The following is a 12,783-nucleotide window of genomic DNA, read 5'->3' as shown; positions in this document are numbered from 1 at the left end:
GTTTCACCTTTCATGGTTTTGGTCTGTAGATCGGCTAATACAGCCGACTTTGCAACGGCTCCAGCAGCCCTATAAAAGTGTTCATAGTATAGATAAAACAGAATGTGGACATGACAAGGAAGCTTTTCTGAAAAATGAAAAATCAGGTTCGGCTTACTTATGTTTAATGTACAGACAAAAATGGGTATGGGGAAATTTTATTATGTAAAGGAGAGATTCGGTATGACAGTAACACGCGGTCTTGAAGGGGTAGTAGCTACTACTTCGTCTATCAGCTCCATCATAGACGATACATTAACCTATGCAGGCTACAATATTGATGATTTGGCTGAAAATGCAAGCTTTGAAGAGGTTATTTATCTTTTATGGCACAGAAAGCTTCCTACTCAATCCCAGCTGGATGAGTTGAAGAGTCAGCTTGCAGCAAACTACTCTCTTCCAGAGGAAGTTCTGAACCATTTTAAAACATATCCAATTGACAAAGTGCATCCAATGGCTGCTCTGCGTTCTGCAGTGTCTCTATTGGGACTTTATGATGAAGAAGCAGACCAGATGGGTGAAGAAGCAAATTATAAAAAAGCAATTCGCCTTCAAGCTAAAATGCCTGCTATCGTAACGGCATTTGCTAGAGTAAGAAAAGGCCTTGAGCCAATTGCTCCTAGAACAGATCTTGGATTTGCAGCCAACTTCCTATACATGCTTACAGGCAAAGAGCCTGAACCAATCGCAATTGAAGCATTTAATAAAGCGCTGGTTCTTCATGCAGACCATGAACTAAATGCTTCCACTTTTACTGCACGTGTATGTGTAGCCACATTGTCAGATATCTATTCCGGAGTTACAGCTGCAATTGGCGCTTTAAAAGGGCCTTTGCATGGCGGTGCCAATGAGGCGGTAATGAAAATGCTTACTGATATCAGCACTCTTGAAAATGTGGAGCCATATATCCGTGAAAAGCTTGAAAAGAAAGAGAAAATCATGGGATTTGGACATCGTGTATACCGTCAGGGCGACCCTCGTGCCAAGCACTTAAGAGAAATGTCCAAAAAGCTTACAGAACTTACCGGGGAACCACACTGGTACGAAATGTCCACGCAAATTGAAGCAATTGTTACCGGAGAGAAAAAACTTCCGCCAAATGTCGACTTCTATTCTGCATCTGTATACCACAGCCTGGGAATCGACCACGATCTGTTCACGCCGATTTTCGCTGTAAGCCGCGTATCCGGCTGGCTGGCCCATATTCTCGAACAATATGAAAATAATCGTCTGATCCGCCCGCGTGCTGACTATACAGGCCCGGGAATGCAAAAATTCGTTCCAGTAGAGCAAAGAGGTCTTTAAAAAGCAGAAAAAGCAGAAAAAGCAGATTAATAGAACTAATTACTACTCAGCATTTTACTTTTTATCAAAAAATTGCTGTAATAGAGAGAGCAGGGAAAAGGTTAGGGGCAAATGCCTTCTAACCTTTGATTCTGATATACTGATGCAGCATCGTGCCGAAACTATATAAAAATAAAGGCTGATGCTCGCACTTTTCAAAATGGAGGGTATAACAATGCAAGGTGAAAAAATCACAGTTACTAATGGTGTATTAAATGTACCAAACAATCCAATCGTTCCTTTTATTGAAGGAGACGGAACAGGTCCTGATATTTGGGCAGCAGCTTCCCGTGTATTGGATGCATCAGTTGAAAAAGCCTATAATGGTGAGCGCAAGCTTGTCTGGAAAGAAGTATTAGCAGGAGAAAAAGCTTTCAATCAGACTGGTGAGTGGCTTCCTTCTGAAACACTTGATGTGATTAATGAATATCTAATTGCGATTAAAGGACCATTAACAACGCCAATCGGCGGCGGCATCCGTTCCCTGAATGTTGCGCTTCGCCAGGAGCTTGACCTATTTGTGTGCCTGCGTCCGGTTCGCTGGTTTGAAGGTGTTCCTTCTCCAGTTAAGCGCCCTCAGGATACTGACATGGTTATTTTCCGTGAAAATACTGAAGATATTTATGCTGGCATTGAGTATGCAAAAGGCTCTGATGAGGTTAAAAAGCTAATTTCATTCCTTCAGGATGAAATGGGCGTTAATAAGATCCGCTTCCCAGAAACTTCAGGCATCGGCATTAAGCCTGTTTCAGAAGAAGGAACTAGCCGTCTTGTACGCGCTGCCATCGAGTATGCAATTAAAGAAGGCCGCAAATCTCTAACACTTGTACATAAAGGCAATATCATGAAATTTACTGAGGGTGCCTTTAAAAACTGGGGTTATGAGCTTGCTGAAAGGGAGTACGGAGAAAAAGTATTCACTTGGGCTCAATATGACCGCATTAAAGATGAGCAGGGTGTTGAAGCAGCGAACAAAGCACAGGCAGATGCAGAAGCTGCTGGCAAAATTATCGTTAAAGATGCGATTGCTGATATTTTCCTTCAGCAGATCCTTACCCGTCCAAAAGAGTTTGATGTTGTTGCGACAATGAACTTGAACGGCGATTATATTTCTGACGCACTTGCTGCACAGGTTGGCGGCATTGGTATTGCTCCAGGAGCAAACATTAACTATGAAACTGGACATGCGATCTTCGAAGCAACTCATGGTACAGCTCCAAAGTATGCTGGCCTTGATAAGGTTAACCCTTCTTCTGTTATTCTTTCAGGTGTATTAATGCTTGAACACCTTGGATGGAACGAAGCTGCAAACATGATTGTTAAATCTATGGAAAAATCTATCGCTTCAAAAGTCGTAACATATGATTTTGCCCGTCTAATGGATGGAGCAACTGAAGTGAAATGCTCAGAGTTTGCAGACGAATTAATTAAAAATATGGAGTAAAAAACAAAAGCGCCTTTAATAAAAGGCGCTTTTGGCTAATATACTATTTCTGCAGTGTTATTTGGATTGCTTCTTGGGGAAACTTCTGCAGCTGGGCAGCTGGCGATTTTTGTAAGTGATGAATGTGTAAAGCTAATAGGATGGCTGTTTTAATAAAACAGCCTCTTACATAAGGAATGCAAATTCCTGATACTTTCATTTCCTAAAGGAGGAACTGCTCATGTCATTGAAACGCAAAAAGATTTCTGTAATCGGTGGGGGATTTACTGGAGCGACAACCGCATTTTTGCTTGCCCAAAAGGAACTTGGAGACGTTGTGCTGGTCGATATTCCGCAAATGGAAAACCCTACAAAGGGTAAAGCTCTTGATATGCTTGAAGCAAGTCCTGTTCAAGGATTTGATGCGAACATCACGGGTACTTCCAGCTATGAAGATACAAAGGACTCTGACATTGTCGTTATTACAGCAGGCATAGCCAGGAAGCCAGGCATGAGCCGGGACGACCTTGTTCAAACGAACCAGAAGATTATGAAAAGCGTAGCTCAGGAGATTGTAAAACATTCCCCAAATAGCTATATTGTTGTCCTGACTAATCCAGTTGATGCGATGACCTATACAGTCTTCAAAGAATCAGGCTTCCCCAAAAACCGTGTAATTGGTCAATCGGGTGTTCTTGATACAGCCCGCTTCCGCACATTTGTGGCCCAGGAACTGAATTTGTCTGTTAAAGACATTACAGGATTCGTACTTGGCGGACACGGTGATGATATGGTTCCGCTAGTCCGCTATTCATATGCAGGCGGCATTCCTTTGGAAACATTAATTTCAAAAGATCGTCTTGATGCCATAGTTGAGCGCACGCGTAAAGGCGGCGGAGAAATCGTCAACTTATTAGGCAACGGAAGTGCATACTATGCTCCGGCTGCTTCCCTTGTGGAAATGTGTGAAGCTATCCTTAAAGATCAGCGACGTGTATTGCCTTCCATTGCTTACCTTGAAGGAGAATATGGCTACGAAGGAATCTATCTGGGTGTGCCTGCAATCCTTGGTGCAAACGGTATTGAAAAAATAATAGAACTTGAACTGACAAGCGAGGAAAAAGCTGCCCTCGATAAATCGGCAGATTCAGTTCGCAAGGTAATGGAAGTTTTAGCGTACTAAGGAAAGATGGCTAGTGTTTTCGCTGCAGCAGTCTCAGTTTAATCGCTGATTTGATTGGAGCGGAGGTCACTTGAACCTCGAAAATGCTATTGCATTTCCTTTGTACGGTGTTGATTCAAGGGAGATTATTCAATGTCCTGGTGAGACTCCACAGGCGCAGGAGCGGCGAGGCGGCGCACCGCCCGCCCCCAGAAAGCAAGTGACCCGTGCTGAAATCAACGTGCAGAATTCTTAAGCTAATCAATAACTTTGAAAAATAAATAGTAAAAAAATTCGGGGTCGGCTCTCCGAATTTTTTTACTGGAAGCTCTTTTGGGAAATAGTATAAAATGATATCATATAAAAAATAGACTGAATAATTTAAAATATTTTACAGTCTATTTTTTTACAGCAATTATGTAAACGGTTACAATACTTGGAGGTGCTAAGATATGCTGCTTGGAAAGAAAAGAAAACTGGGAAGAACCATTGATGAAATTTCTGTTGGTGAAAAACTGACGCTTACAGAAAAAATAGAAGATAAGGACCTATTGCTGTACCTGGGCTTAACGAACGATGCAAACCCTTTATATATCCAGCATGACTATGCCTCACAAACACCTTATAAAAAGCCGATTGTGCCAAGTGTTATGCTGAATGGCATCATTAACTCTGCCATATCAAAATATTTGCCGGGGCCAGGAAGCCATGTTTTAAAGCAGGAGATCGAGTATGTGAAGCCTGTCTATCATTATGGCACCGTTCAATTTTTATTCGAGGTAACAGAAGTGAACACGTCAAGTCACACCGTACAAATTAAGGTACAGGGAACAAATGAAGAGGATCAGACGGTTATTAACGGACAGCTCCTTATATGCCCGCCATACAAGCCTCAGCCAATGGATGGGAATGCTCTGGATAATTTCTGATAGTAAAAAGATGTGCAGAAGACGCACATCTTTTTTTATGAATCCAGTCTTATCCAACAATTGATCCGAAAAAAAATCATGAAATATATTATAATAAAGGTATATGGCAAATAGGGGTTTGATAGGCAGGAGGGATACCTGCTTTTATAAAGATCGCTGACACTCCAATGGTGCTGTTTCAGCTGAGGTTTCAAAACAGGGGTAATTCATTCACTCGGAGGATCGTATGGATAAGAAAATTCTAGTTGTAGATGACGAACAATCTATCGTAACTTTACTTCAATATAACCTGCAGCAGGCGGGCTATGAAGTGATCACAGCCATGGATGGCCAGGAGGGAAAAGATTTGGCCATTTCTGAAAAGCCGGATCTAATTGTACTTGATCTTATGCTTCCAAAGCTTGATGGAATTGAAGTATGCAAACAGCTTAGACAGCAGAAAATTGCGACACCTATTTTAATGCTGACTGCCAAGGATGATGAATTTGATAAGGTCCTTGGCCTTGAACTGGGTGCGGATGATTACATGACAAAGCCTTTCAGCCCCCGGGAAGTGGTTGCCAGAGTTAAAGCCATCTTAAGGAGAACTCAATTTGTTCCTGAGGCTGCTGAGGAGAAAACAGAAGATGGCGATTCTTTGCGGATTGGCGGCCTGAAGATATTTCCGCAGCATTATGAAGCTTATTTTGAAGATGAACTCCTTGAATTAACTCCGAAGGAATTTGAATTGCTATTATATCTTGCCAAGAATAAGAGCCGTGTTCTTACAAGGGATCAGCTTCTTAGCGCAGTTTGGAATTATGATTTTGCGGGAGACACAAGAATCGTTGATGTACATATTAGCCATTTAAGAGAGAAGATTGAAACCAACACTAAAAAACCTGTATATATAAAGACCATTCGCGGACTGGGCTACAAATTGGAGGAGCCTAAAGGAGAATGAACACGTTTCGCACCCGCCTGCTATTCGCATTGCTCACTTTAATTCTGGTTGTTTTAATTGCGTTGGGCCTTCTTTTAGGCCAGCTTTTTAAAAGCTATTATTTACAAACATTTGATGCACGTCTGCAAAAAGAGTCTGAACTGGTATCGAGCTATGTTGAGGGCAACGGGGGCATTGGATCCCTAAGTATTGACAAAATCAATGAGTTCGGGGACATTCTTGATTTGCGTGTAACAGTTACGGATGGCCAGGGCAGAATACTATTGGACAGCAGCGTTAAAAGTGAGACAACACAAAGCAGGCATCAGGAAATTATATTAGAAGTACTAAAAAAGGAATCTGCAAATGAATCAGGATTGGAAGTGGCCGGAGGGTTTAACCTGCACTATTATTGGCAGCCTGTCATAATAAATGGCGAGAAGGACGGCTATATCTTCTTAAGCACAAAGATGGCTGAATTCCAAAAGGCTTACCAGCAGATTTGGTGGATTTTGACTATCAGCCTGGGGCTTTCTTTATTTGTGATTATTCTGCTTGGATCAAGAATTACCGCACGGTATACAAAACCTATCGAGTCAGCTACAAAGGTTGCAATTGAACTTACAAAGGGAAACTACCGTGCAAGAACATATGAAGACCAGGAAGACGAAACAGGTATGCTTAGTAAGTCTATCAATGTATTGGCGAGGAATCTTCAGGAAATGGTGAAGTCCCAGGAAATGCAGCAGGACCGGCTTGGGGCTCTCATTGAAAACATGGGAAGCGGCCTGATTCTTATTGACAGCAGAGGCTATATTAATTTAATGAACCGGCCTTATAAAGAGGTTTTCAATGTAAATCCTTCCGAATATCTTTATAAACTCTATTATGAAGTGATTGAGCACAAAGGTATTACCGAAATGGTCGAAGAAATTTTCATGACTGAGCAGAAAGTAAAAAAACAGCTTATTATTCCCGTCAATATCGAAAGACGTTACTTTGAAGTATATGGAGTCCCGATTATTGGCACGAATGATGAATGGAAAGGGATTTTACTTGTTTTTCATGATATTACAGAACTGAAAAAGCTTGAGCAGATGAGGAAGGATTTTGTAGCAAACGTTTCCCATGAATTGAAAACACCTATAACTTCGATAAAGGGTTTTTCGGAAACTCTTTTGGATGGTGCGATGGAAGACAAACAGGCTTTAAATGATTTCCTCAGTATCATTTTGAAGGAGAGTGACCGGCTTCAATCTCTTATTCAGGATTTGCTGGATCTATCGAAAATCGAAAAGCAAGGATTCAGCCTTTCCATTCAGCAGCTGGACCTGACTGATGTACTCGAAGATGTGATGGCCATTATGAAAGGGAAAGCAGCAGAAAAGGAAATTGTTTTTAAATATCAGAGAGATGAAAAGCCGGTATATATCGAAGGTGATATTCACCGGCTTAAGCAGGTGTTTATAAATATCATATCCAATGCAATTTCTTATACGCCGAATCAGGGAGTCATCTATATTTCAGCAGCAAAGACCGGCAGCACAGTTTTGACTGAAATAAGGGATACGGGGATTGGAATTGAAGCCAGTGAAATTCCTCGTATTTTTGAACGTTTTTATCGGGTGGATAAAGCTAGAAGCAGGAATTCAGGCGGTACAGGACTGGGCCTTGCCATCGTTAAGCATCTGGTTGAAGCACATAAAGGATCCATCTCAGTAAAAAGTGAGGTCGGCAAAGGTACCTCCTTTATAATTGAACTTCCCAAAATGAATAATGAAAAAAATGGGTGAAGTGGCAGGTTTATCTTTACATTATTTTTACAGCAGATTTATGTCCCCTTTACATTCCGCTGATAAAATCATAATTGTTAAACCCCTTCATCCAAGGAGCCATAGAAAAAGGTGAAAGCTGACCCCGCTTTCGCCTTTTTCATTTTTGCTGATTTTCCTTCTTTCTTGAACTTTTGTCATATTTATGAAACCTTTACGTAAATAAATCGTATGAAAAGTTATAGAAAGAGTGCTAGGGAAGGGGAGAGAGAAATGGTCAGCTTAAAGCGGATTTATACAATCGCAGGGCTAATTCTGGCAATTGTTATTTTAAGTATAGTTGCCTTTACAACATGGTACACCGTCGATGAATCGGATCAGGCAGTCATTTTAACATTTGGGAAAGTGGAGGAAGGCATTACGGAGCCGGGACTTCATTTCAAACTGCCATGGCCTGTCCAAACCGTGGAGAAGCTTTCAAAGGAAACCTTTTCGCTCCAGTTTGGATATGAAGAAAAGGATGGAGAAATAAAGGATTTTCCTGATGAGACAAAGATGATAACCGGTGATGAAAATATCGTTCTGGCAGATCTGGTGGTACAGTGGAAAATTACGGATCCGGAAAAATATCTTTATAATGCTGAAGATCCAGAAGAAATCCTATATGATGCTACTTCCTCATCCTTAAGAAGTATTATAGGGGGATCTAAAATTGATGATGCACTAACTTCAGGAAAAGCAGAAATTGAAGCGGATGTCAGAGAGCTCCTAACCTCTTTAATTGGCAAATATGATATTGGTATATCCGTTCTTGCAGTCAAACTGCAGGATGTGGAACTGCCGAATGATGATGTCAGAAAAGCCTTTACGGATGTAACGGATGCGAGGGAAACCGCCAATACCAAAAAAAATGAAGCAGAAAAATATAAGAACCAGAGAATGAATGAAGCAGAAGGTGAGAAGGAGGCTCTTGCCTCCAAAGCGGAAGGTGAAAAAGCGGCCCGTCTGGAAAGAGCACGTGGAGATGTGGCAGTATTTAATAAATTGTATGGAGAATATAAGAATAATCCTGATATCACAAGAGAGCGGCTTGTCATTGAAACGCTGGAGCAAGTCCTTCCAGGTGCTGAAATTTACATTATGAATGACGATGGAAATACAATGAAATATTTCCCGATCAGGCCGCTTGAGAAAGAACAGGCCAAACCGAAAGAGGAAGCTGGTGAGGATAATGAGTGATCAAAATGTGGTAAATATCAATGAACGGGGCGGGAATTTCCAGTGGAAAAGTTATACCAAACTTGGACTCATCCTTGTGCTTGTCATTGCCGCACTCGTAATTCTTTTCAGCAACCTTTTTATTGTAAAGGAAGGGGAGTACAGGGTCATCCGTCAATTTGGAGAGGTAGTCCGGATTGAGAGCGAGCCTGGATTAACATACAAAATACCATTTATCCAAAGTGTTACCACGCTCCCTAAATACCAAATGACTTATGACGTGTCCGAAGCTGAAATCAATACAAAGGACAAAAAGGTTATGATTATTGATAATTATGCAGTATGGAAAATTGATGACCCGAAGAAAATGATCTCAAATGCCAGAACATTGGAGGGAGCGGAGGCCAGAATGGAAGAATTCATCTACTCTGTGACCCGCTCCGAATTGGGCCGGCTGAATTATGATGAAATAATTAATGATGAAAAGTCATCAAGGGGATCATTGAATGATCAAATTACTACTAAAGTGAATGAATTGCTTTCTAATGATAACTATGGAATCACAGTAACAGATGTACGAATTAAACGAACAGATTTACCTTCTGAAAACGAACAGTCCGTGTACACCAGAATGATTTCAGAGCGCCAGTCAACAGCCCAGGAATACTTGTCCAAGGGTGATGCCCAGAAGAATATCATCATTGCTGAAACGGACAGGAATGTCAGGGAAATGCTGGCCAAGGCCCAGGCGGATGCTGAAACGATCCGGGCGGAAGGAGAAGCGGGAGCTGCGAAAGTCTACAACGAAGCCTTCTCAAAGGATCCTGAATTTTATTCCTTGTACCGCACGCTAGAATCATATAAAAAGACCATTAATGGTGAAACTGTAATTGTTCTCCCTTCGGACTCACCATATGCCCGACTGCTGATGGGGTATACGGATTAATAATTTTTAACCCAAAAGCCGTTATTTTTCTTTCTCTATCTGCTCATGATAGAATAAAGGAAAATAACGGCTTTTTTATTGTGGGCAAGGCGCTTGCGCTTTTCTAGTTAGATAACTGTCTAGCTTCAGGCGCCATCAGCTCTAGGGTCTAGGCCAATCCGTCTAAAAGGTTAAAGAACACCCTTTCAGCCGGCTTGTCATATGCTTGAGGCCCACAGGACATGGAAGGCTTCGTCAGCATAAACATCGCACGACCGAAAGCGATAGCTTTTGGGAGGATGTGGGTTATGCAGACGTTGCCACAGGACGTGGCGTTTTTAGTCTGCGTGCCTTTATTAAGCGGGCGCCTTCCGCTTTTCTGATAGGAGGAGATATTAGTTGGATAAAAAAAAGCTTGTTCTGATTGATGGCAACAGCATAGCTTATCGGGCATTTTTTGCTCTGCCGCTTTTAAACAATGATAAAGGAATACATACAAATGCTGTCTACGGATTTACCATGATGCTGCAAAGGATTCTCGAGGATGAAAAACCAACTCATCTTCTTGTGGCGTTCGATGCCGGAAAAACAACCTTCCGCCATAAAACCTTCAGCGAGTATAAAGGCGGAAGGCAGAAAACACCGCCTGAGCTATCAGAGCAGTTCCCCTATATCAGAGAACTTCTTGATGCTTACGGGATTTCCAGATATGAACTGGAAAACTATGAAGCGGATGATATTATTGGAACACTGTCCCTGCATGCCGAAAAAGATGGCTATGAAGTTAAAGTTATATCTGGGGATAAGGATTTAACACAGTTAAGTTCTGATGCTGTAACAGTCAGCATTACCCGCAAAGGCATTACTGACATTGAAGAATACACACCAGCTCATATAGAAGAGAAATACGGAATCACAGCTGACAGGATTATTGATATGAAAGGCCTAATGGGAGATAGTTCCGATAATATCCCAGGAGTTCCGGGAGTTGGGGAAAAAACAGCCCTTAAATTGCTGAAAGAGTTTGGAACCCTTGAAGAGCTCTTGGATTCTGTTGATAAGGTGAGCGGGAAAAAACTGAAAGAAAAGCTGGAAGAATTCAGGGATCAAGCTTTAATGAGCAAAGAACTTGCCACTATCACCAGAGAAGCCCCTGTTGAAATTAAAATTGAAGATATTGAATATGAAGGTTTTGATAAAGAAAAAGTTATAAACATCTTTAAAGAATTAGGCTTTAACTCTTTACTGGAAAAGCTGGGCGGTGACACAGAAGCGGTCGAAGAGAAACTTGAAGAAATTGAATTTATCATTGCGGATGAGATTAAGGAAGAGATGTTTACCGATGAAAATGCATTTTATGTTGAGCTTCTAGAAGATAATTACCATTATGCAGACATCATTGGTTTTTCCGTTGCGAATGATAAGGGGAATTTTTTCTTCTCCAAAGAAACGGCCTTAAAGTCAGATGTTTTTAAAACGTGGGCTGAAGATGAAACGAAAAAGAAGACAGTCTATGATGCCAAAAGATCGGAAGTCTCACTCCGGCATCATGGAGTTCATCTAAAAGGTGCCGATTTTGACCTTTATATTGCTTCTTATCTTATTAACCCATCTCAGACTATTGAAGATATGGCCTCTATAGCAAAAAATCATGGCTATAATGCGATTCAATCTGATGAAGCTTTTTACGGAAAAGGAGCAAAAAGGCGGATTCCGGAAGAAAAGGAACTCGCCGGGCATTTGGCAAGGAAAGCAGCGGCCTTGATGACATTGAAGGAAAAATTGGATAGTGAATTGAAGGAAAACCAGCAATCCGAGCTTTTTTATGACCTGGAAATGCCGCTGTCTCTGATTTTGGCTGATATGGAATCAACCGGTATTAAAGTGGATCTTGAGCGCCTGAAAACAATGGGACAAGACCTGCTCTCCAAATTGGATGAAATCGAAAAGCGCATACATGAGCTTGCCGGAGAAGCGTTTAATATCAATTCTCCAAAACAGCTCGGTGTGATCCTTTTTGAAAAATTAGGGCTGCCTGCCATTAAAAAAACAAAAACAGGGTATTCCACATCTGCTGATGTTCTGGAGAAACTAGAGAACAGCCATGAAATTATCCGGGACATTCTGCATTACCGCCAGCTTGGCAAACTTCAATCCACTTATATTGAAGGCCTGCTTAAGGTGGTTAACTATGAAACAGGCAAAGTCCACACCAGATTTAATCAGGCTCTTACACAGACAGGAAGGTTAAGCTCAACAGATCCGAACCTGCAGAATATTCCGATCCGTCTGGAGGAAGGGAGAAAAATCAGGCAGGCATTTGTCCCTTCAGAACCTGGCTGGGCCATCTTTGCAGCAGACTACTCGCAGATTGAACTGAGAGTACTGGCTCATATTGCGAATGATGAAAAGCTGATTGAAGCATTTATTGAAGATATGGATATTCACACGAAAACGGCAATGGAAGTATTCCACGTTAATGCCAATGAAGTTACATCCAATATGCGGCGCCATGCAAAGGCCGTAAACTTCGGAATTGTCTACGGAATCAGTGATTATGGCCTGTCCCAAAGCCTGGGTATCACACGGAAAGAAGCGGGTAAATTTATTGACCGCTATCTGGAAAGTTATCCTGGCGTTAAGCAGTATATGGATGATATTATCCATGATGCTAAACAAAAGGGATATGTCTCGACCCTTCTTCACAGAAGAAGGTATCTGCCTGAAATCACAAGCCGAAACTTCAACCTGCGAAGCTTTGCAGAACGAACCGCCATGAATACACCAATCCAGGGAAGCGCGGCCGATATAATAAAAAAAGCCATGATTGACATGGCTGACCGCCTAAGAAAAGAAGAACTCAAAGCACGCCTTCTGCTGCAGGTTCACGATGAACTGATCTTTGAGGTGCCAGAGGATGAAATAGAAACGCTCAAAAAAATCGTACCGGACGTTATGGAAAATGCAGTAGAATTGAAAGTTCCGCTAAAAGTGGATTATTCCTTTGGGCCAACGTGGTTTGATGCGAAATAAAAGTTGGTCTTGAGGA

The 12,783-nt window shown here is 41.6% G+C and carries 9 protein-coding genes; all 9 read left to right on the top strand.

The genetic code is table 11. From position 1 onward, the window contains the following. Positions 1-222 precede the first annotated feature (222 nt). The gene (gene citZ / locus NR125_RS15265; RefSeq protein ID WP_034296644.1) at positions 223-1,344 is read left to right on the top strand and encodes a citrate synthase; all 1,122 of its coding nucleotides are present in this window, start codon (positions 223-225) and stop codon (positions 1,342-1,344) included. 214 nt (positions 1,345-1,558) lie between these two features. Then, a complete protein-coding gene (gene icd / locus NR125_RS15260) occupies positions 1,559-2,827 on the top strand; it encodes an NADP-dependent isocitrate dehydrogenase (RefSeq protein WP_009333235.1) in 1,269 nt (422 codons plus the stop codon). A gap of 220 nt (positions 2,828-3,047) precedes the next feature. Then, positions 3,048-3,989: a malate dehydrogenase gene (gene mdh, locus NR125_RS15255; protein ID WP_009333234.1), complete on the top strand. Its 942-nt coding sequence runs from the start codon at positions 3,048-3,050 to the stop codon at positions 3,987-3,989. A 431-nt stretch (positions 3,990-4,420) separates the two neighbouring features. Further along, positions 4,421-4,897, top strand: a complete 477-nt coding sequence (locus NR125_RS15250) for a MaoC/PaaZ C-terminal domain-containing protein (RefSeq protein WP_009333233.1) — start codon at positions 4,421-4,423, stop codon at positions 4,895-4,897. A gap of 226 nt (positions 4,898-5,123) precedes the next feature. Then, a complete protein-coding gene (locus NR125_RS15245; RefSeq protein WP_009333232.1) occupies positions 5,124-5,840 on the top strand; it encodes a response regulator transcription factor in 717 nt (238 codons plus the stop codon). Further along, positions 5,837-7,612: a two-component system histidine kinase PnpS gene (pnpS, locus tag NR125_RS15240; protein WP_009333231.1), complete on the top strand. Its 1,776-nt coding sequence runs from the start codon at positions 5,837-5,839 to the stop codon at positions 7,610-7,612. Before NR125_RS15245 ends, pnpS begins: the two co-directional genes overlap by 4 nt. Positions 7,613-7,864: 252 nt before the next feature. Beyond that, positions 7,865-8,830, top strand: coding sequence for an FtsH protease activity modulator HflK (hflK, locus tag NR125_RS15235; protein WP_009333230.1), 966 nt, complete (start codon positions 7,865-7,867; stop codon positions 8,828-8,830). Then, positions 8,823-9,755 carry a protease modulator HflC gene (gene hflC / locus NR125_RS15230; protein WP_009333229.1) on the top strand — a complete coding sequence of 311 codons (933 nt, stop codon included), beginning with the start codon at positions 8,823-8,825 and terminating at the stop codon, positions 9,753-9,755. The genes hflK and hflC overlap by 8 nt, the downstream gene beginning before the upstream one ends. A gap of 378 nt (positions 9,756-10,133) precedes the next feature. Beyond that, positions 10,134-12,767 (top strand): DNA polymerase I, encoded by a 2,634-nt coding sequence (gene polA / locus NR125_RS15225; RefSeq protein WP_009333228.1) that lies wholly within the window; start codon positions 10,134-10,136, stop codon positions 12,765-12,767. Positions 12,768-12,783: the final 16 nt, after the last annotated feature.

Origin of the sequence: Cytobacillus sp. Bac17 (assembly GCF_024519925.1) — a bacterium.
In the GTDB taxonomy this organism is placed as follows: domain Bacteria; phylum Bacillota; class Bacilli; order Bacillales; family Cytobacillaceae; genus Cytobacillus; species Cytobacillus pseudoceanisediminis.
The sequence above is the reverse complement of the archived record's forward strand: the minus strand, read 5'-3'. Positions and strand labels throughout refer to the sequence as shown.